The organism is Bacteroides sp. OF04-15BH (genome assembly GCF_003477995.1).
Classification (GTDB): Bacteria; Bacteroidota; Bacteroidia; order Bacteroidales; family Bacteroidaceae; genus Paraprevotella.
The window spans coordinates 112,658-135,233 of sequence record NZ_QUEM01000008.1; the positions used below are offsets into that span (position 1 = coordinate 112,658).

15 protein-coding genes and 2 pseudogenes are annotated in these 22,576 nt (G+C 46.0%); 4 read left to right on the top strand and 13 right to left on the bottom strand.

Translation table 11 applies throughout. The features are described from left to right. Window positions 1-5: 5 nt before the first annotated feature. On the bottom strand, window positions 6-761 hold the full coding sequence (locus tag DXA74_RS05480; protein WP_005643916.1) for a ParA family protein: 756 nt from the start codon (window positions 759-761) through the stop codon (window positions 6-8). Window positions 762-993: 232 nt separating this feature from the next. Here DXA74_RS05480 and DXA74_RS16915 point away from each other — a divergent pair, with 232 nt between their 5' ends. From DXA74_RS16915 to mobC, 4 genes are all read left to right on the top strand, one after another. Continuing rightward, window positions 994-1,173, top strand: a complete 180-nt coding sequence (locus DXA74_RS16915; protein WP_077155840.1) for a hypothetical protein — start codon at window positions 994-996, stop codon at window positions 1,171-1,173. A gap of 269 nt (window positions 1,174-1,442) precedes the next feature. Then, window positions 1,443-1,871, top strand: a complete 429-nt coding sequence (mobA, locus tag DXA74_RS05495; RefSeq protein ID WP_004291488.1) for a conjugal transfer protein MobA — start codon at window positions 1,443-1,445, stop codon at window positions 1,869-1,871. After that, window positions 1,850-3,097, top strand: coding sequence for a conjugal transfer protein MobB (gene mobB / locus DXA74_RS05500; RefSeq protein WP_004291483.1), 1,248 nt, complete (start codon window positions 1,850-1,852; stop codon window positions 3,095-3,097). Before mobA ends, mobB begins: the two co-directional genes overlap by 22 nt. A 30-nt stretch (window positions 3,098-3,127) precedes the next feature. Beyond that, window positions 3,128-5,146 (top strand): conjugal transfer protein MobC, encoded by a 2,019-nt coding sequence (gene mobC, locus DXA74_RS05505; protein WP_004291482.1) that lies wholly within the window; start codon window positions 3,128-3,130, stop codon window positions 5,144-5,146. Window positions 5,147-5,277: 131 nt separating this feature from the next. On the opposite strand, the pseudogene DXA74_RS05510 reads toward mobC, so the two are convergent. The 12 genes and pseudogenes from DXA74_RS05510 to DXA74_RS05565 all read right to left on the bottom strand — a co-directional run. Continuing rightward, window positions 5,278-8,532: pseudogene (locus DXA74_RS05510) on the bottom strand (P-loop NTPase fold protein). Window positions 8,533-8,548: 16 nt separating this feature from the next. Further along, window positions 8,549-9,679 carry an ATP-binding protein gene (locus DXA74_RS05515; protein ID WP_004291480.1) on the bottom strand — a complete coding sequence of 377 codons (1,131 nt, stop codon included), beginning with the start codon at window positions 9,677-9,679 and terminating at the stop codon, window positions 8,549-8,551. Between the two features lie 301 nt (window positions 9,680-9,980). Then, the gene (locus tag DXA74_RS05520) at window positions 9,981-10,586 is read right to left on the bottom strand and encodes an RteC domain-containing protein (protein WP_004304269.1); all 606 of its coding nucleotides are present in this window, start codon (window positions 10,584-10,586) and stop codon (window positions 9,981-9,983) included. Window positions 10,587-10,824: 238 nt separating this feature from the next. Continuing rightward, on the bottom strand, window positions 10,825-11,247 hold the full coding sequence (locus DXA74_RS05525) for a dihydrofolate reductase family protein (RefSeq protein ID WP_004291474.1): 423 nt from the start codon (window positions 11,245-11,247) through the stop codon (window positions 10,825-10,827). A gap of 301 nt (window positions 11,248-11,548) precedes the next feature. Further along, window positions 11,549-11,800 (bottom strand): efflux RND transporter periplasmic adaptor subunit, encoded by a 252-nt coding sequence (locus tag DXA74_RS05530; protein ID WP_005809234.1) that lies wholly within the window; start codon window positions 11,798-11,800, stop codon window positions 11,549-11,551. After that, window positions 11,800-12,843, bottom strand: a complete 1,044-nt coding sequence (locus DXA74_RS05535; RefSeq protein WP_005809236.1) for an ABC transporter permease — start codon at window positions 12,841-12,843, stop codon at window positions 11,800-11,802. Before DXA74_RS05535 ends, DXA74_RS05530 begins: the two co-directional genes overlap by 1 nt. A 2-nt stretch (window positions 12,844-12,845) precedes the next feature. Next, window positions 12,846-13,073 (bottom strand): annotated as a pseudogene (locus DXA74_RS05540) (hypothetical protein); the annotation flags it as partial. Between the two features lie 121 nt (window positions 13,074-13,194). After that, entirely contained in the window at window positions 13,195-14,553 is a 1,359-nt protein-coding gene (locus DXA74_RS05545) for an efflux transporter outer membrane subunit (RefSeq protein ID WP_005809240.1), read from the bottom strand. Then, complete coding sequence (locus DXA74_RS05550) at window positions 14,554-17,667, bottom strand: efflux RND transporter permease subunit (protein WP_005809243.1); 3,114 nt, start codon at window positions 17,665-17,667, stop codon at window positions 14,554-14,556. Beyond that, window positions 17,664-18,785: an efflux RND transporter periplasmic adaptor subunit gene (locus tag DXA74_RS05555; protein WP_005809248.1), complete on the bottom strand. Its 1,122-nt coding sequence runs from the start codon at window positions 18,783-18,785 to the stop codon at window positions 17,664-17,666. Before DXA74_RS05555 ends, DXA74_RS05550 begins: the two co-directional genes overlap by 4 nt. Further along, the gene (gene tet(Q) / locus DXA74_RS05560; protein ID WP_008148693.1) at window positions 18,782-20,728 is read right to left on the bottom strand and encodes a tetracycline resistance ribosomal protection protein Tet(Q); all 1,947 of its coding nucleotides are present in this window, start codon (window positions 20,726-20,728) and stop codon (window positions 18,782-18,784) included. The genes DXA74_RS05555 and tet(Q) overlap by 4 nt, the downstream gene beginning before the upstream one ends. Before the next feature lie 660 nt (window positions 20,729-21,388). Next, the coding region (locus DXA74_RS05565) for a helicase (protein ID WP_118525793.1) at window positions 21,389-22,576 on the bottom strand (1,188 nt) is incomplete at its 5' end.

The following is a 22,576-nucleotide window of genomic DNA, read 5'->3' on the forward strand; positions in this document are numbered from 1 at the left end:
GCCGTTCAGTTTTTGATGATGCCGAGAATCTCATCGACGAGTTTGTCGAGGTTGCTGCCGCGTACCAGTATTTTGTCCGCCGGAAACGCCGTGGAGCGGAATACCGCCTTGCGTTCTGCCGCCGTCTCCTTGCGGAAGCGCTTACTGTCCGGTAGATGTGTTTCCAGAATGGGCAGGGCGAACTCGGCACAGACCTTGTCGTATGCCTTGTAAAGTTCAGTCTTTTCGCGTCCGTCCACCATGTTCCACACGAGGTAAATCCCTTTGATGCCGGACTTGCCCGTGCTTATCATCTGTTCGTTGATGACAGTGGCGAACTTGATGGAACTCTCCATCACCACACGGTCGGCGATGATGGGCGTGAAGATATAGTCCATTTGGGAAATGGTCTGCACCACATCGGCATTGTTGATTGTTCCCGGCAGGTCGAAGAACACGAAATCGAGGTCGGGCTGCGCTGCCACCAGATTTTCGGCGGTCTTTACCGCATCTTCCGCACGGCTGCATCTGATGGTGTACGGGTTCTTCTTCAGCCGTTTGAGCTGCTCATACGCCAGCACCTTGTAATGCCCGTCCTCCATGACGGCTTTCATGTCACGCTTGCGCATGTCATGGATACTGTACTGCGGGAAATCGCAGTCCACCACGGCTACGTTGTAGCCTTTCACATAGTGCAGATAGCTTGCTACAAGCACTGTCAGGGTTGTCTTACCCGCTCCACCTTTCTGCGTGGAGATTGCCACATAAGTTGCTTCTTTCATTTTTTTGATAATTTATTTGGTTATACATCTGTCCGGTGGCGGTAGCGTATTGTCATTAGTACGTACGCACGCACTCCCATTCATTTATTTATTCACTCCTTAATCCGGCTGTGCCTGCGGGTATTCATCGGTTTGTCCAACCGTCCATGCTTTTATCCGTCCGCACGGACGTGTGCTTGGAAAACTATCTGAATACATACACCTGTTTTCAACCGTTTGGATTGATGCCCGGATTGCTGTCCGAACATCCGGCGGAAGGAGTGTATTTTCAGTCCCACATCCGAATCACACTGCAAATAAACAAGGATATTTTGGAACTTGTATCACTTCTCCGGCAAGTGGCAGCACGTTGCGCCGGTTGGCACTGATTGTCCGGGGCAAGCCTCTGTCGGACATCGCCTTAAGGGCGTAACTTTGCACCCGAACGGCAGGGTACGCCGCAGGTAGCGCAGCCCGGAGTTTGAAAGGAATCATCCCCAATCCGTCCCCGACGGATTTTTATGTTCACCTGAACATAGCAAGATGTCTTTTCAGCCGCTCAAAATATTTTGAGCAGCCACGAAAAGCACTTGCCCTTGCAGGGGGCGGGCTTTCCCTCCGAAGTCGGGAAGCCTTTCAGAACTGCGGTGCTGTAATCCGAAGCGGCGGCTTATGCCGTCAATCCGCTAAATCCAAAGTAATATGAAAGAGAAAAGGAAAAGCAAATCAGGGAGAAATCCCAAACTTGATCCGGCGGTGTACCGGTACACCGTCCGTTTCAACGAGGAGGAACACAACCGTTTCCTCGCCATGTTCGGAAAATCGGGTGTCTATGCACGGTCTGTTTTCCTCAAAGCGCACTTCTTCGGGCAACCGTTCAAGGTGCTGAAGGTGGACAAGACGTTGGTGGACTATTACACCAAACTGTCGGATTTTCATGCACAATTCCGTGCCGTGGGTACGAATTACAACCAAGTCGTGAAGGAACTGAGGCTGCATTTTTCAGAGAAAAAGGCGATGGCGTTGCTCTACAAATTAGAGCAACACACCGTCGAACTCGTGAAACTGAGCCGCCGGATTGTGGAACTTTCAAGGGAAATGGAGGCAAAATGGTCGCAAAAATCAGTGTAGGAAGTTCGTTGTACGGCGCGATTGCCTACAACGGGGAGAAGATTAACGAGGCGCAGGGGCGGCTTCTCACCACCAACCGCATCTACAATGACGGTTCGGGAACGGTGGACATAGGCAAGGCGATGGAGGGTTTTCTCACCTTCCTGCCACCGCAGATGAAGATCGAGAAGCCGGTGGTGCATATCTCTCTCAACCCGCACCCGGAGGATGTGCTGACCGATATTGAGTTGCAGAATATCGCCCGCGAGTATCTGGAAAAACTCGGTTTCGGAAACCAGCCTTATCTTGTATTCAAGCACGAGGACATCGACCGCCACCACCTGCACATCGTGACGGTCAACGTGGACGAGAACGGGAAAAGGCTCAACCGGGATTTTCTCTACCGCCGCAGCGACCGTATCCGCAGGGAACTGGAACAGAAGTACGGATTGCATCCGGCAGAACGTAAAAATCAGAGATTGGATAATCCGTTGCGCAAGGTGGCCGCATCGGCAGGTGATGTGAAGAAGCAGGTAGGCAACACCGTGAAGGCTCTGAATGGGCAGTACCGTTTCCAGACGATGGGCGAATACCGTGCGCTCCTTTCCTTATATAATATGACGGTGGAGGAAGCGAGGGGCAACGTGCGCGGACGGGAGTATCACGGGCTGGTCTATTCCGTCACGGACGACAAGGGTAACAAGGTGGGCAACCCGTTCAAATCCTCGCTTTTCGGGAAGTCCGCAGGCTATGAAGCCGTACAGAAGAAGTTTGTCCGTTCCAAATCGGAAATCAAGGATAGGAAACTGGCAGACATGACGAAACGCACCGTCCTTTCCGTGCTGCAAGGCACTTATGACAAGGACAAATTTGTATCCCAACTCAAAGAGAAGGGCATCGACACCGTACTGCGCTACACAGAGGAAGGGCGCATCTATGGGGCTACCTTCATCGACCACCGCACGGGATGCGTGCTGAACGGTTCGCGCATGGGTAAGGAGCTTTCGGCGAATGCCTTGCAGGAACACTTCACCCTGCCATACGCCGGACAACCGCCGATACCGCTATCCATCCCTGTGGATGCTGCGGACAAGGCACACGGGCAGACCGCCTACGACAGTGAAGATATATCGGGCGGTATGGGCTTGCTCACTCCCGAAGGTCCGGCGGTAGATGCCGAGGAAGAGGCTTTCATCCGGGCGATGAAGCGCAAAAAGAAGAAAAAACGCAAGGGCTTGGGTATGTAATCAGAGTATCAACAATTAAAAAATCAATGTATGTCACAACAAGAAGACGATTTGAGGGCATTGGCGAAAATCATGGATTTTCTGCGTGCCGTGAGTATCATTTTAGTGGTCATGAACGTGTACTGGTTCTGCTACGAAGCCATCCGGCTGTGGGGCGTGAACATCGGCGTGGTGGACAAAATCCTTCTGAACTTCGACCGCACGGCGGGGCTGTTCCATTCCATTCTCTACACGAAGCTGTTTTCCGTCCTTTTGCTTGCCTTGTCCTGTCTGGGTACGAAGGGTGTCAAGGGTGAGAAAATCACTTGGGGGAGAATCTGGACAGCATTTGCCGTCGGGTTCGTGCTGTTTTTCCTGAACTGGTGGTTGCTGCCCCTGCCGCTGCCGCTTGAAGCGGTGACGGGACTGTATGTCCTTACCATTGGAACGGGCTATGTCTGCCTGTTGATGGGTGGTCTGTGGATGAGCCGCCTGTTGAAACACAATTTGATGGAGGATGTTTTCAACAACGAGAACGAGAGTTTCATGCAGGAAACGAGGCTTATCGAAAGCGAGTATTCGGTCAATCTGCCGACACGTTTCTATTACAGGAAACGCTGGAACAACGGTTGGATCAATGTAGTTAATCCCTTCCGTGCGTCCATCGTGTTGGGTACGCCGGGCAGCGGCAAGTCCTATGCCGTGGTAAACAATTTTATCAAGCAACAGATTGAAAAGGGCTTTAGTCAATACATCTACGATTTCAAGTATCCCGACCTATCTACTATTGCCTACAACCATTTGCTGAACCACCCGGACGGCTACAAGGTAAAGCCGAAGTTCTATGTGATCAACTTCGACGACCCGCGACGCTCTCATCGGTGCAATCCCATTCACCCGGATTTTATGGAAGATATTACGGATGCCTATGAGAGTGCCTACACAATAATGCTCAACCTCAATAAAACGTGGGTGCAAAAGCAGGGCGACTTCTTCGTGGAGTCACCTATCATTCTGTTTGCCAGTATTATCTGGTATCTCAAAATCTATCAGAACGGGAAGTTTTGCACGTTTCCCCATGCTATCGAGTTTCTGAACCGCCGTTACGAGGATATATTTCCGATACTGACCTCTTATCCGGAGCTGGAGAACTACCTTTCGCCGTTCATGGATGCGTGGCTTGGAGGGGCTGCGGAGCAGCTCATGGGTCAGATAGCGTCGGCAAAAATCCCGCTTTCGAGGATGATTTCACCGCAGCTCTACTGGGTGATGTCAGACAGCGAGTTTACGCTGGACATCAACAATCCCGAAGAGCCGAAAATCCTCTGCGTGGGTAACAATCCCGACCGTCAGAATATCTACGGTGCGGCACTCGGTCTGTATAATTCCCGTATCGTGAAGCTCATCAACAAGAAGGGGATGCTGAAGTCATCGGTCATCATCGACGAGTTGCCCACAATATACTTCAAAGGGTTGGACAATCTTATAGCTACCGCCCGAAGCAACAAGGTTGCCGTGTGTCTGGGCTTTCAGGATTTCAGCCAGTTAGTGCGTGACTACGGGGACAAAGAGGCGAAAGTGGTGATGAACACTGTCGGCAATATTTTCTCCGGTCAGGTGGTGGGGGAAACAGCCAAGACGCTCTCCGAGCGGTTCGGTAAGGTGTTGCAGAAACGGCAGTCCATCTCCATCAACCGGCAGGATGTTTCCACCTCCATCAACACGCAGATGGACGCGCTCATTCCACCGAGTAAGATTTCCGGGCTTACGCAGGGAATGTTTGTCGGTTCTGTATCCGACAACTTCAACGAGCGTATCGAGCAGAAGATTTTTCATTGCGAGATTGTGGTGGATGCCGAAAAGGTGAAACGGGAAGAAAGTGCCTACAAGAAAATTCCCGTCATTACAAACTTCACGGACGAGGACGGCAACGACCGCATGAAGGAAACGGTGCAGGCGAACTACCGGCGCATCAAGGAAGAGGTGAAGCAGATTGTGCAGGAGGAACTGGAGCGTATCAAAAACGATCCGGTGCTGTGTAAACTGCTACCAGATAATGAGACTGTCTAACAAGTCCCCAAAATTGAAAATTATCCCTATCGAAGTTTGAAGTGACCCCCAAAAGTTGGATACAATTTTTTTGGGGGGCACTTCAGTTCTGACGGGTAAAATCGTAAAATTCGGACTTGTTAGACAAATACTTACGCGGTTTCAACCTCAGGTACTGAATCTATCGAATTGACAAATTTAACCAATTGCGGATCTGAATCTTTTTGTATGAGGTTTCGGAGACTCTTTTTCAATTCATAAGCATCATCCCCTGCTGTATTTATTAAATCCATATAAAAATCTTTGTTTTGCAGAATCAATGAACGGCATGCCCCATCGGAAATTACAGGTTTCACTATTTTATCAATAACGTCTCCAGCTTGACTTTTCAAATTACCATGCGATCTAAGCCATGTTTCGAAAAATTGAAACTTTATTGCATTGATAGTCTTTTTACCGATGCAGAAATCATTTCTTATATCGGTAACTGTCGATTTAATTTTTCGTTTATCCAATCTTTCAACTATATTCTTGAAACAATTAGGGAAAGGATTCAAACTTTGAGTTCCAGAAGCAATATCCATCAGAATCTTTTTGCCAAATTCAGTCAAGTTATCTGGCAAGGATTTGATTTTAGCCAGTAAATGTTTTATTGCGACAAACCAATAATATGATGTATGTGCTGTTCTTTGGGCGTATAATGTATCAACACTTATTTCAGACAACGCTTCGAACGCTATTTTATTGATATGATCGGTCAGGACATTGCTTATTTTAGTGGTCAAATCGTAAAAAGATGCGTCAGGAATTACATCTTTAATATTGTTCTTAGTGATATACTTATCCAAATCGGTATTCCACTCTGCTAAATGCTCGATAAATACCTCATCCGTTACACCTATTCTGTTCTTAATATCTTCAAATTGGGGCAATATGTCTGAGAGCAATAATTTATAGCCAAGTTTATGATTTACCATGTATTGTAGTGTTTCATTTAATAGCGGTATATTCCATCCCACACTATTTACTAATAAGTCTCCATGATCCACATAATAGTCCATGAGTTCTGCAACATATTTTATATCTCCACCCTCTATTAAGGAAACGGAATGACCATGTGCCAATTGCATGGCGACTAAATCGTAATATCCAGACTCTTTAATGTTTCGGCCATCAGTTTCTAATTCAGAATGCAACTGATTTATGTAGGTTGAATCTAACGTTACAGGTAAAGGTCTTTCTTCGTCAGATGCCAATAAACGATAGGTTGTAAATATAGCCCCTATATTATCTTTATTTACATTCTGTTCATCAATGCAATTCGTGATCGCTTGCAAAAGCGTTGGAAACGTATAGGTAGAATTATCTTTTAACGTTTTTACAATATCTGCATGGTCGAAATTATCGGGTAGTAAGTTTGCCAAATAATTATCGAGCGCCTCCGAATTTGTTGCTACTTGATAATATTTATATGCTTTAGTTGTCGCGTTATCCCGATAGGCAGCATCTGTTGCATTTGCAGCTTGAATATAATCGATAAATGTATTTGGCTTGACTGTTTTTGCTTCAATCAATGACGTAAAATCGCACGCCAACTTATTTTGCGCAATAAACCTGTCTATTGCATCTAACGTTTTGAAATAGTCGCCGCCATTGAAGTCATTGAACCGAACTATCTTCTTATATAATTGAGCAATCACATGGTTTTGGCTTTCCGTGTCTAAATGCAACAGCAGTTCTTGGTATTCGACAGGGAACACCTGCTTCTCTATGGATTCTTTTAATTTCAATTGTGCTATTCTTTGCCATACACGCAGAATAACATCGCTCTTTCGAGTTAATTTATGCAAACAATGTATAATCTTATCGATAAGCGCATTGTCCATACATTGTATAACTTCTTCTAATACAGTGTCAAATTGTTTATTAGTCTCTGCATATTGATTTATGTCGTGGTCTTCTTCTCCGTTGATGCAGCCTTCAATATATTTTTTCAATGGAATTTGTCGAGCATCTTCAACATCGACACCATATACCAAAGCTGCAATTTCGCGTTGTGTTTGCAGATCATTGTTAATTATTGTTTGAATGCCATTCAGATAGTCGCCGGACAATATTTGTTCTACTGGATTTGCCAGAATATCCGTCTTCTTCAAACAGAACAATGCTATGTTTATCATCAAAATTTCGTTACACCACTCTTGTTTAAGAGCGACCATCTCATTGATATATGATATAATTTCCCTAACATTGGCATTAGGATTTACCAATCTGAATATCCGATTTATAGTTTCTTTCGCTTCATTTTCTGTTTCTCCAAATGCTTCAACAAACAGTTTGTTGAATATACTTCGATAGTCGGTAATAACAGGAGGAGCAACACGATAAACAATAGGGAAAGTTTTATTGATAAAATACTTGGTCAGTTGTTTCGTTTGTTCGTCGGTCTCATCTCCGAATGCACAAGCTAAATGTGTTTCATCGAAAGGAATAACAGCCCAAACATTTTCAAAACCGCTATCGGCGAAGAACGTATGGATAGAAGACCATAATTCTTTTACTTTTTCAGCGGGGAGACGATCCATGTTGTCAAAAACAAGGACTAATTAACGTTGTCCTTTTTCCTTGATAAAATCAGAAATGTCTTGCATCCATGTTTTGAACTCGTAAACCGTTGGTTCGTCTTCGCTCAAAGTCTCATAGCAAACGTCCTTTTCGACTTTATCTTGATAAATAGCTAACATATAACTCCATCCATATTTATGATCTTTGCTATATGCCCATTTCCAAACGCACAATGCAATAAGAACTGGCAGTGCAGCTATGATAATAGACAATAAAGAAAACCACCATGTTGTGGGTGTAGGTTTTACTGCATACGCAATAAATGTAAATATCGGAGTTAAAACTGCAACCAAAAATGCCGCAACCATACCATTACTGATAAGGGGATATTTTTCGGTTACGGTCTCCGTTTTACGGGCTAATAAATATTTCAGCTTTTCAGACCATGATACGGTTTTCGTACCTCCACCTTTGACTTTTATTGTTGCATTTCCAGATAGGATACCATCATCAATAAGTTTGCTTGTAAGCAATTCCAATATAGAGCGGCGTTGCAAGTCCTCTTGATGTCCCCATGCGTCATACTCAAAAAAGTAATAGTCGTCTGATAATTCACGTTCCAACATTTTAACCACGTTGGATTTTCCAGATCCCCAAATACCTTCGATGCCGATAATTCGAGGTAAAGTACATTCCTCATCCAATGAATCATTCTGACAAAAATGGCGAGCAATAGTTTTTGCCAACCTTTCTTGCGAACCTCCATCGAATTTGTCAATACCACACGGTTTATTTTGGATAAACCGCGGATATTGCTGTTTGGATTGTAGTTTTGTTTCCATATACGTAATTTATTGATTATACGAACTCCAAATAATTCTCCCGATTTACCACATGAAACTCGGCATAGGGATAGGCTTCTTGGAAGGCTTTCGGTGCGGCCGGCATTTTATTTCCCCACTTGAACTCCAAGGCGGTAAGACTGTCGGCACTCTCCTCAATCAGGTCGATTTCCTGTTTGTCGTAGGTGCGCCAGAAATAGAACTCCCTGTGCAGTCCCTCATTGAAGTTCGCTTTGCGCCGCTCTCCGATGATGTAGTTCTCCCACAGCGCACCGACATCCTGCCGAATGGCCAGCGGTGAGAAAGCCCCGATAATGGCATTGCGAATGCCGTTGTCGTAGAAGTACCACTTGCCAGCTTTTGTAACCTCCTTGCGTAGGTTACGCGAATAAGCCCCCAGACGATAGATAACGAAGACCTTTTCCAATAGGTCGAGGTATTTTTCAACGGTCGTCTTGCTCATGCCGAGTTGTTTACCTAACTCTTCGTAAGAAACTTCGCTGCCCAACTGAAAAGCTATCAATCGCAGTAGATCGCGCATCTTGCTCGAATTTTTTAAGCCGTCAATTGCTAAGATATCTTTAAGCAGGTATGCACCGACAATATCACGTAGGTAGTCTGTTTTACGTTCATAGTTCTCCATCATTACTACTTCGGGATAGGAACCGTAAATCAAGCGCGCTTCGAGGTTCTGGCGGGTTTCAAGTGCCGTTTCCGTCTGTGCGATTTCCCGTTGCGAGAATGGTGTAAGGAGAAATTGCGTACTGCGGCCGACCAACGGTTCACCAGTCTTATTCAGCAAATCGAATGACGAAGAACCACTTGCCAAGACACTTATTCCCGGTATTTCATCAACTATCAACTTCAGAATACTACCGATTTGTGGTATGTTCTGTGCCTCATCAATAGCCAGCAAATCAATACCATCCAATAAATGCCGATAATTGGCTATTGAGCGATTCTCCAATAGTGCTAATGTGTCGTAGTCTTCGCCGTTGAGCATCATCGTCCTACCTGAATAGTTGTCCACAATTTTACGCATCATTACCGTTTTACCAACACGGCGAGCACCAAAAATCAGTACTGCTTTATTGGGCGCGATTCGTGCTGTAATCTTCTCTTGAAGTATTCTATTTACTGTTTCCATACCTTATAAAATATAATGCAAAGATAATCATATTTTTTTAATTGGCGAATTTTACAAAAAAAACGGGCTATTAAATGGCGATTTTTACAACCACAATCTTATGGAAGTTGTTTCATTGTTTTTAGTAATGATATATGTTCATACTATGATGACTCAATAATTTACCAGACATACGTTTCTGAAATTTGTCCTTATAGGAATGAAAAACTCACATATATTGTGCTAATTAATATATAATTAAATGAAAATAAAAAGACAGGATACGAGTATTCCTGTCTTCTCATATGTAATGGATATTTTTTTATTTTCTCATCCGCTCCAACTCCTCATCACGCAACATTCTCTCGTTCAGTTTTTCCTGCATCCTGTCAATGAAATAGGTGCGGCTTTCGTTCTTCCGGCGTTTGATATCAGTGTAGAAGCGGTAGCAGTCTTTAGAATCAACCCCGAATATCTTATAGAGAAGTGGGGCGAGCTGTTTGAGCGGCATATTGCCGTTGTTGATGCAGCCCATCACGTCTATGCCGTAGATAAGTTCCACGAGGTCGATGGCATTGCCCGTCCATTGAAGAAGGCTGGCGGTGGTTTCTGTTGCGTTGTTGGCGGATATTAGTGGTGGCACTTGGGGCGTGGCAAGGAATTTCTGCATCTTTCTTACGAAAGACAGAGCCTTGCTGACGTAGGCGGCAATCTCTCTTTTTTCTTCTGACAGATTACGTACGGGATGGTGCTGCAACTCGATTTCGATGTAGGCAAGCGCGATGACGGTAAGGTTCATGTCCATGCCGCCGTTGCACAGTTCGATCACTTGGGTGGCGAAAGCCGTGTATGCCGTTTCCATATTGCAGTCGCCGGCTTCGTTTATCAGGCGGAAAAAGTCGGTTTCCGCCAGCAAGAAATAATTCATGGTTCTGTCAATTTTGAAAATTACACTTTGTTTTCTGCGTGCGCACATGAATATAATTGGCAAAAAACGCGGCAGAAAATAAAAAATCCAACACTCAATTTTACAAAGTGCTGGATTTCAGAGGTATAAAATTCAGTATTTTTTCACAAGGACAAATTATCTCCGACTTAAATTGTTTGTAATCGGAACATTTATTCTATTCCTGAAAATAGAAATGTATGCTTGCCGCACATTTTGGCTATCTTGCTTTTTTATCAAGGATATAGATAATGCGACATACACCGTTGGGATAGCTTTTCAAAGAGGAAAGCGTCCAGTGTTGCTCTGGCAGAGCCGACTTAAAAAAATGTCGTCCGCTTCCGGATATGAAAGGAACGGTGTATAGTATGATTTCATCCACAGCGTGCATCCGCAGCAGTCCGTTTATATAGTCTGCCGTGTCCGGTGTGGCTTCCGCGAGGTAACGGATGTTTGTGCAGTCTTTTCTCCATTCGTGCAGCATTGAAATGGAATAGTCCGGTGTCACACGGTAAAAGGCTTTCTTCCTGATTTCATCAAGACCGCAACGGTCAAGGCACAAATCCTGATGTGCTTTATCATATAACTCTGAAGAAAGACATCCGTCCATCGTCAGTACGGCGAGAATCTGAACTTTACCCATAATCGTTTCCTTTCGTTAGGCAAGGGTAAAAAAGTAGCGTGCAATTCACACTACCTTCAAGCGATGGCTCTGGTAAAGCCTTTACGGAGAGTACGTGAATGCACGCTATGCGTAAGCATAGCATAAGCATCACGCAATCGTCTCCGTAGTTCCAATTTACCAGATTTTCGCTTGAAACGCCTTGCGGTCTTATCCTATATGTTGGCGGCGAAAAGCTCCTGCCAATCGCCGTTTTTCTCAAATGTTATGCAAAGATAGCCAAATTCAGTGAATTACGGGCTATGATTGCTTGAATTTATATTTAATCTCCTATGCGCACTTTATCTCCTATCGAAACATTAATCTTGTCCAGGACTCCCGATATCTGCGATTTTATTTCGATCTCCTTCATCGGAAAAACATTGCCGGATATGTTTATTTCCTCTTTGATCTCGCGATATTGTGGTTGTGTAGTTTCGTAAATTGCCTTTGTACCTCTTAGCGAAGAACGAAAAGCAACAAATGCCAGTGTGGCGGAAAAGATGCAAATTAATATAATCTTAAATGTCTTCATTATCCTATATTTTCGTTTCTAATGGCGTCAATGGGTTGTATAACAGATGCTTTCATAGCCGGAAATGCTCCGGCAATGACACCGGACAAAATCAAGATAACCAAAGCGAGAACAGCTACATTTATATCTATTTCTGCATGCTTTATCATTGTCGCGTGACGGGCGCTTTCGAGCAACCAATTTATAATCTCAAGAATAGCTGCACCTGATATCAATCCGATGATACCGGAGATTACAGTTATGATGACAGATTCCGTCAGCATTAACACAAGAATGGATTTAGGAGTTGCTCCTACAGCCTTACGGATGCCTATTTCGCTACTCCTTTCTTTGATCACGACAAACATGATGTTGCTTACTCCAACAATACCACTTATCAGAAAACAAATTCCTACGATCCAGATAAACATTTTCAATCCATCAAAGAGTCCCTCAAAAGCAGATGTTTGTGTCTCAAAATTGATTATCTGTAAGGCTTGCTTATCAGAATAAGCAAATTGGTATTTATTAGCGATGAAGGCTCTCAGCTCATTCTCAAATCGCTTGGAATCAACTTCTTTGTTCAGATATAAACAGAAAGCGCGCAATGGAGTCTTATTGTCAATACAGTTTATGTAACTTGAGAAGGGCACATATACCGAATTGATTTCCGAAGCGCTGAAAATATCATCATTCTTTAGTACGCCTATCACCTTAAAATCAATACCGGCAATGTTGATCGACTTACCCAACGCTTTTTGATTATTAAATAAGGTCGTACTGACATTTTCGCCGATAATGGTAACATTACGGGTATTCTCGTCATCTCCTTTATTAAAATATCGTCCATCTTCGTTGATTTTAAGTATCTTAATTCCCATATAGTTTTCATTGATTCCTATAATCTTAAAAAGTCCGCTTTTAGCTTTATTCATCACTTGCGAATAAGGTCCTGTTATTTCAGGCGAAATAGCTTTTATCCCCGGGAACTGTTTCTTTATGCGGTTAAGAAAATGCAAATCGAAATGCAATTGTTCCCCTTCTCTGATATTCTTATACTTCACCCAGAATCCTCATCATTCCATACCATGACGGATTCACCATAAGTTACTAACGTGGTCACATAGCGGTGTGTGGTATTGATATTGTGCTGGGTTTGAAAAATAGCGATTGATTCATTCTCTATTTTCTGTACACGACTACGCTCGTGCAGAACAATAGCGACCATGCTGCCAATGATCGCCATTAAAAGAAAGTATCCTATAAATATTTTATGCTGCAAAAGTATTTTCATTGGCTTGATATTTTACAATCCAAATATTGCTTTCGTACAATATCTACATGCGGCAGAATCACGAAAAATATCCGAGATGAATAACACTAATAATAATTTCAAATTTTTCTATTTATTGCAGTTACATTCCTCCTCCCAACACATGATAAAGTTTGATTACACTTTGTATGCGTTCAAAACGAGTTTGTAGCTGTTGCACTTCCGCTTCGAGAAGAGACTGTTGGGCGGTCAACACTTCCAGATAGGTGGCATTGGAATGACGCATAAGCGATTCTGTCTTTCGCACAGCATCGCATAATGTTTCAACCTGTCGAGCATTGATTTCAATTTGCGATTTTGCCGTCTGCCATGCAGTCAGAGCATCGTTCACTTCTTTTCCAGCGTTCAGCAATGATTGCCGGAACAACAGTTTGGCTTCTTCCTGACGGCTTTTGGCTATCTTCAAGTTGGCGATGTTTGTGCCCCGGTTGAATAAGGGCTGTGTCAGGGAACCGATGGCATTGAGCAACCATTGTCCGGGATTTACGATTACGCCACCGCCGTTATTAGTCCATCCAAGAGTCCCCGAGAGGGTAATATTGGGATAGAAGGCGGCACGAGCCGCATTGGTGGCGTAGAACGCCTGCGCCAGTTCCATTTCAGCCTGACGCACGTCGGGACGGTTGGAAAGCAGTTGCAAAGGGACTCCAATCGAGACAGTATCGGGGAAAGCAGCCTCGGCCAGATTACTTCGTCCAATCGAGTGTGACGGCATGGCAAGTATCGCAGACAGGGCATTTTCTGTTTCGGAAATACTCTTGCGTATGGATAACAGGGATGCTTCGAGTCGCATCACGTTCGCCTTTGCCTGCAATACGCCGGCTTCGTTTGATTTCCCCACTTTTTTCAACGCTTCAAGAGTACGTACGGTAGTCCGCCAGTTCTCCAAAGTCCGGTTACTTATTGCCATTTGTGCGTCAAGCATGGCAAGGGTGTAGTAACTGTCTGCAATAGTGGCGACAAGCTGTGTCTGTACGGCCTGCCGGTAGGCACGGCTTCCTTGTAACGCGGCGGCTGCACCACGCTTTGCCGCCGTAAGTTTGCCGAAGATGTCCAGTTCCCAGCTTGCCGACGCTCCCACATTATATGTCTTTGCCGTTGCTCCGTCATGTTTATTGGCATTACCTTCGGCAGTCAGTCCCAGTGATGGAAGATATGATAGTCTGGCAGTCATCAGGACGGCTTCTGTCGCTTCCACGCGTAACCGTGCCACATTGAGGTCTGTGTTCCGTTCAAGTCCGGTTTCAATCAAGGACTGGAGTTTCGGGTCGGTAAACATTTCCCGCCACGACAGGGACGCGATGGTCGTTGTATCAATGTCCGCCGGTACGTCCCGATACAGATTCTCCGTTGAGAGGTCAGGACGATGATACCGGCTGTATGTGCCACAACCGGCAAACATCCATCCTGACAATATGATATATATTACTGTCTTCTTCATTTAATTATGCTTAACACGTTCTTGAATATATTGGAATACAATAAACAATGACGGCACAAGGAACAACAGAGCCAAAGTACCGACAATCATTCCACCGATTACACCTGTGGCAAGCGAACGGCTGCCGTTGGCACCCACTCCGTGCGCCATCATCAGCGGGACAAGACCGAACACCATGGACAGCACAGTCATCAATATAGGGCGCAGGCGGACTTTTGCCGCACTGTATGCTGCCTGTGCCAGCGTCATGCCTTCCGACCGCCGCTTGCCGGCGTATTCGGTAAGCAGGATGGCGGTCTTGGCAAGCAGGCCGATAATCATGATTAATCCGGTCTGCATGTAGATGTTGTTCTCCAGACCGAAGAGCCACGCAAACAGGAAACTGCCCATTAGTCCGCAAGGCACCGACAACAGAACCGCGAAGGGTATGAACACGCTCTCATACAAGGCGCACAGAATCAGATAGACCAGAACCATGCAGAGCAGGAATATAAGCGTGGCATTGTTGGTCGTCTTGCTTTCCTCACGCGAAATGCCGCCAAACTCGTATGTGTAATTTGACGGAAGCACTTCACGTGCCGTCTCGCCGATGGCTTCGAGCACCTGCCCTGAACTGTAACCCTGCGCCGGCGACCCGCTAATCGAGATGGCGTTGAACAGGTTGAAACGGGTGAGGTCTGACGGGCCGTTGGTCTTGGTCAGGCGCACGAACCGGCTCAAAGGCGACATGCCGCCATCGGAGGCGCGCACATACATGTGGTGCAGGGATTCCGCATTCACACGATATTCCGCCGGAGCCTGCATGGTCACATGGTAGAGCTTGGAGAACCGGTTAAAGTCGGAAACATATTGTCCGGTATAATAGCCCGACAATGTGGAAAGCACATCTGCGGGCGACACACCCGACTGCTCACATTTGGCGGCATCGATATCCACCCAGTATTGCGGATAGTCCGTGGCAAAGGAGGAATAGACTTCGCCGATTTCGGGTCGTTGCGACAAGGCTTCGACAAACTTGTCCGCCTCTTCCTTGAAAGCGGCGATGTTTCCGCCCGCCTTGTCCTGCAAATAAAGCTCGAAACCGTTTCCCATGCCGTACCCGGCAATCATCGGAGGCGACATGGCGAACACCGTGGCATCGGGAATATCTGAAGTGGCGGCATAAATCTTTCCGATGACATCATTCACCGACTGCCCCTCTCCCTTACGATCCTCCCAGTCTTTGAGTGTCACGAAATACATCGCCTGCGAGGGACCGGAACCGCTGAAAGAGAAACCGGCTACCGCACCGCTGTATTCAATCTCGCCGATGCTGTCGAGACGGCTGTTGATACGCTCCATCACCTTACTTGTCTGAGCCATGGATGTGCCGGGCTTCGTGTTCATGCTCACCATGACCGTCCCGGTGTCCTCTTCGGGAATAAGTCCCGTCTTTGTGACATTGACCAGCAGCACCAGCAACCCGAAAGAAATGCCTATGATGCTCCACAACAGCCATCGGCGATGGATAATGAACATCACTCCACGTACATAGCGTCGGCTCAGACTGTCGAAGACGGCATTGAACGCTTTACGGAAACGGGCTGCAAAATTGTTCTTAGTGTTGCCCTGCTCATCGATATAGGGTTTCAGCAGCAGCGCGCAAAGTGCCGGTGAGAGTGTGAAGGCATTGACTGCCGAGATTCCCACGGCAACAGCCATCGTGATACCGAACTGCGTGTAGAACGCTCCCGAAGTCCCGCCCATCATGGCTACGGGGAAAAACACTGCCATAAAGATTATGGTAGAGGTCAGGATAGCCGACGAAACGCCTTTCATGGCATCATCAGCCGCGAGAACTGCTGATTGATAGCCCTCATCGAACTTCGCCTGCACCGCTTCCACCACCACAATGGCATCATCGACCACGGTTCCGATGGCAAGCACAAGCGCGAACAGGGTGAGCAGGTTGATGGAGAATCCAATCATGGACATCACGGCAAATGTGCCGATGATGGAAACGAAGATGGATATGGTAGGGATAAGCGTTGACTTGATGTCCTGCAAGAACACATACACCACCACGATGACCAGAAGTATCGCTTCCAATAAGGTGCGGAGGACAGAGTGGATGGAGGCATACAGGAACTTGTTGGTATCGGTAAGCACCACGAATTCCGTCCCTTCGGGCAAGTCCCGGCTAAGGTCGTCAAGCACTTCGTGAATCTCCTTGATGGTGCTTGATGCATTGGACCCGGCTTTCTGGTTGATGAGCATCATAGCTGCCGGATGCCCGTTCACCTCGGAGGAATAGTTGTAGTATTCATCGCCCAGTTCCACATCGGCAACCTCTTTCAACCGAAGCACATTGCCGCCCGGCAGTGACTTGACGACCAGCTCACCGAACTCTTCCGCTCCGGACAAGCGTCCGCGGTATTTCATCGTGTATTCATTGGCGGTAGGATGATTGGCACCGAAGGAGCCGGTGGCGGCCTCGATGTTCTGTCGTGCAAGTACGGCAGAGATGTCATCGGGGATAAGCCCGTATTGCGCCATCTTGTCGGGACGCAGCCAAAGTCGCATGCTGTAGTTGGAACCGAACAACTGTGCCTTTCCCACGCCGCTGATACGTTTCAGCCTCGGCTCGACATTGATTTTCACGTAATTGCTCAGGAAGGTCTGGTCGAAGCGGTCATCGGGCGAATAGAGCGCGAAAGTCATCAGTTCGGCATTCTGCTGCTTTTCAGTGGTGACACCGGTCTTGGTGGCTTCCGCCGGAAGTTGGCTCAGTGCGCCGTTCACGCGGTTCTGCACGTTTACCGCCGCCATGTCCGCGTTGGTTCCCTGTTTGAAATAGATGTTGATGGAAGCATCTCCCGTATTCGATGCCGTGGAAGTCATATAGGTCATGTCTTCCACTCCGTTGATGGCTTCTTCCAGAGGGGTTATCACTGCCTTCTGCACGGTTTCAGCGTTTGCTCCCGGATAAGTTGCGAATACGTTGATGGTCGGAGGTGCGATGTCGGGGTATTGTTCCACCGGCAAGGAAAACATGGAAATCATGCCCAACAGTACAATCACCACCGAGATAACGCCCGAAAACACCGGGCGGTCTATAAAAAATCGCAGGTTCATTTCGTTTCGTTTTTAGGGGTTATGCTCATGCCTTCTCTCACCAGTCCCACGCCTTCGGCGACAATGGTGTCACCGACCGAAAGACCTTCTTTTACGATAAACCGGTTGCCGTCGTTCAGGCGGTCCACCGTGAGATAGGCGGCTTCCGCCTGTCCGTTTTTCAGACGGTAAGCGATAATCTTGTCCTGCAGTTCCACGGTGGCGGTCATGGGAATGGTTACGGCCTCCGTTTTCGGGTTTTGAAGGATGACATTGCCGATGCTGCCACTCAACAGTTCGCGGTCGGGATTGGGGAACAGGGCTTTGATTTGTACCGTTCCGGTAACAGGATCCACCACGCCGCTTACGGTTTCAATACGTCCTTTCGCCTTGTACAGGCTGCCGTCGTTGAGTTGCAGGCCCACTTCCGGCGTCCCGGCTATCATGCTGTCAATCGAGCCATAGCGAGCCGAATATCGCCGTAGCATATTCTCCGAAATGGAGAAATAGGCATACATCTCCGCATTGTCGGACACGACCGTGAAAGGCTGTGCCATATTGGGACCGACAAGCGCACCGATGCGATAGGGCAATGTGCCTACTACTCCGTTGCTCGGGCTTTTGATTTCCGTATAGGAGAGATTGTTGCGTGCATCCGATTCTTGTGCCTTTGCCTGTTCGAGTTCAGCACACGCCACTGCCAGTTGGTTCCGGGCGAGAGAAAGCTCGTAGTCGGATATGACCTTCTCGTCAAACAATGCCTGCTTGCCCCGCAGCTCGATTCTTGCCGTTTCCACTTTTGCCTGTGCCGCGCTGACATTGGCCTGCGCCGTGCGTAATGCCGCCCGATAGGGCACTTGGTCAATTACAGCCAATACTTGACCGGTCTTCACCCGTTCACCCTCTTTCACTTTCAGACGGATAATGCGCCCGGATATTTGCGGCAGGATGTCCACATCCTGCCGTCCGCGTATGGCGGCGGAATAGGACTCGGAGATTTCCACCGGACTTGCCGCGACCTTTATGACCCGATAACTCTGCACCGCATCCTGCTTGCCGTCCGCCTGCCTGCATCCGGTCGGCAGGAACAGCATGAGAGCAAATGCGGCGAAATTCGTGATAATGAATTGCTTGTTCATATTTTCTTCTTGTTTTGTATTAATTCATAAATTGATTTTTGGAACATGAATAAAAGTTTATCTTTTTCGTTCATGCGGATATTATCAGAATAACCGTCTTTTGTTATTTGATACCCACATGGCTTAACCATAAAAATGCCTAAGCCCTTAGTGTACGAACTTACTTCTGAGGCATAGTCTTTACTTGTATTTAATGGAACTTTCCCTTTAATATGACACCACTCATTATTACAACTGATGTCTTCAATCTCAGACATCAGTTTTTGCAAATCTGTAATAGCTTTGGAACTCGCTACTTGGGGTATCTGCAACTCAAAACAGAGCATCGGTTCGAGAATGTCCACACCTGACTGTTGCAAAGCCAGCCTGAAGACATAAGGGGTCAGCTGTCTGAAATCAGCAGGTGTACTTACCGGGCTATAATACTCGGCTTGAGTAAAAGTTACTTTCAGATCTGTCACTTCCCATCCATGTAAACCAGATTGGCAAGACATACGAATCCCTTCAAAAACGGCATTTTGAAAAGAATGGTTCAGATAACCATAGGAGATGTCACTTTCGATTTGCAACCCTGCCCCTAACGGTAAGGGTTCAAGAGTCAGCCCTATTGTGGCCCAGTAAGGGTTGGGTGGTACTTCGATCTGAATAATCTTATTGACCTTTTTTATAGGTCGTTCTTTGTAGATAGTCTTGATCTCATCAAAATGGACCTTTACGGAAAATCGTTCTTCCAGCAATGTCTGTATGATTTCCTTTTGGGTCAAACCATATAACGAGATTTCCAATTCATCACTATATGAGTTTATGGAAAAGGACAAAGACGGGTCTTCAATCCACAATGTATTCAGAGCGGATATCACCTTGCTTCTCTCTTCGGGCCTGTCTGGCCGGACGGAGGATTTGAGAGCGGGATGCTGATGCGATAATCCTTGAATCAAACAAGGTTCAGCACCTAAATAATTTCCGATTCGAAAATCATCCATATCCTCTACAATCGCGATATCATTGGCGCCCACTTCATCAACATTTATCTCTCTGCCCTGATTGATAGTTTTTAGATTTTTAATCTTGATGAATTTTTCCGAATCGTTGATTCTTACAACGTCTCGAAGTCTCAGACTTCCGTCAATTATTTTTAGAAAACTTCTTTTATGTCCTTTGGGGTCATGCTCTATCTTATAAAGATAAGATGAAAGTCTGTTTGAGACCGATGCCGGAGGAAGTATAAAAGAAGTGATGGCGTCCAACAACTCATTGATACCGATATTGAACATTGCTGATCCATGTAGCACCGGATAGACTTTGGCTTTTGCCACAAGATCGATTATCGTATTCCAATAATCAGCCGGTGAAATTTCGCTATCCGCCAAATATCGTTCTAATATATTGTCGTCATGGTTGCATACAAATTCTTTGTATTCTTCCTTTATATATGTTTGGGAGCAAATCGGATAAACCAATCCATCGACAACAGTTTGCATAAACAGGACATCTTGAGACAGATTTGTTTTTATATCCAGATACAAACGCTCTAAATTCACACCGTCACGGTCAATTTTATTGATAAATATAATTGTCGGGATTTGCAGTTTTTGTAAAGTATTGAACAGCAACTTTGTTTGCGCTTGTATGCCTTCCTTTGCGGATAAGATGAGGACTGCTCCATCAAGCATTTTGAATGTCCGCTCCACTTCCGCAATAAAATCCATGTGTCCCGGAGTGTCAATGATATTGCATTTCACTCCATTCCAGATAATAGATGTCGTAGAAGCCCGAACAGTAATTCCTCTACGTTTCTCTATATCCATAGAGTCTGTTATGGTGTCACCATTATCCACACGGCCGCACTTTTCCGTTGCTCCACTGGCAAACAGCAGATTCTCGGTTACGGAAGTTTTTCCTGCATCAATGTGAGCAAGAATTCCTAAATTTATAATATTCATTTGGATTAAGCAATAATATACTACAATAGATGCATTGTCGAAACGCACCTTTTAATACCTCCTCGTAGCATGTGAGAACTACAGGATTACTAACTCGTATTAATATGTATATTATTACTGCCGCATAACGATTGCAAAATTACACAAAAAAAATATATCTAACAAAAGTGGGAGGATTTTTTAACTTTTTTTACCATAGACATTTTATTAGGGAAGCGTAGGTTCAACTGGCAAGTACAAATAAGTAGAAATGTTTGAACAACACCGTTTTAGGAAGTTGAAAAATCAAGTTTCTCTCTCGGTATAGCGTTTATTTTGGCCAATATCTTCTTTAGTTTGGCATTTGAGTATTTCCCATTCGTGTTCTATTTAGCTCCTTATTATGAGTATGTAGCAAGTTGCTTATCAAATTCAGCCTCTTTGAGGGTCAAATATGGTTTTGCAAATGGTGACTGACAAGACATAAACAAGGTCAGCAGGATTTTTTACATAAATGGACATGAATGTATATAACCTAAAATAAGAATAAATTTTAATAAGGGCTGCCCAAAAAGAAAAAAAATGCAGTTGCCATCCTACAGATACTTGCAGAAAGGATAAAATTTACTTTTAGACCTTTTGGGATAGCCCTTATTAATACTTCAGATAAAATTCCTAAGGTTATATTTTCAATCCTTTGGACCGGGTTTCCTCCTTGGCATACAGCCCCGGATGCCCAGTTATGGTGTGATTGGCGATAATACTTTCCGATGGATTGCGTATTTGCGGTGATGTATCTTCGGGATATTGCCTGATACCGTTTCGCACACCTTTCGCTTCCGGTTTGACCTGTTGCCCTTCATGCTCCTTTTCGGTGATTTCGGGTGTAGGCGGCGCAAGTTCCAGCTGTATCTTGCGGTCAAGGGCGGCAAGTTCGGACTTCAACTGTTTCAGTTCTTCCTCCTTCTTCCACACCTTGCCTGCTATCTCCTGCAACTGCGGTATCTCACGTTCCAAGACCTCATTCTTCGCTTTATACTGGTCGATGATGGAGGGGATTCTCTCAATCGCGTTGAGGAAGTTGCGGGCGGCGGCCAACGGGTCAGCCAGCGCCAGATGCCCGTTGTTGTAGGTGTACTTGTAGTTCCCCTCGACCACGAAGCGGTTGTCGGTAAACTCCAATCCCTCTTTGAGTATCCTTTCGCTGACCACCTTTATCGGGAAACCGTAAAACTCTCCAACCTGCGTGTACAACCCTCCGGTCGTGGCATTCTTGGCTATCTCCTGCAAACGCTTTCCGATGACTTTCTCATCGGCGGAATCCACTCCGTCCACCTTTATTATATTAAGGTGATTGCCCTCCTTGTCGGTCTGCACCACAGAGAGGAAGCGGTTCCAGTCCTCCGTCATGGCATCTATGAAAGCTGTGTTGTTGCCCAGCTCGCGGGTCTTCGATTCCAGCTTGAACTCCGAATCACGCTTGCCCTTGTTGAACGACTTGCGTTCCCCTTCGAGCGAGGCGATACGTTTTTCCAGTTTCGCCTTGTCCAGCAGGTCGGTGTTGCCGGATAGCAACGCCATATATTCCGAGAAGTTCATGCCCGATTTCTCGTCCATTGCCCCCTCGTCGATGGTACGCGCTTCCATAGCACCGCTTTTAAGCTGGCTGATGAAAGTCTGCTTGCAGTGCAGGAGGTTGAACTTGTAACTGTCCAGTGATTTTTCCACCGCGTAGATTATTACGTCCACGTTGTTCCCGGCGAAATGCTTGGCTATCTCGTTGCCTGCTCTAACTCCCCGTCCGTCACGCTGTTGCAGGTCGGACGGTCGATCGGGTAGGTCAAGGGCATTACTGCCCTCTTCCCCCCT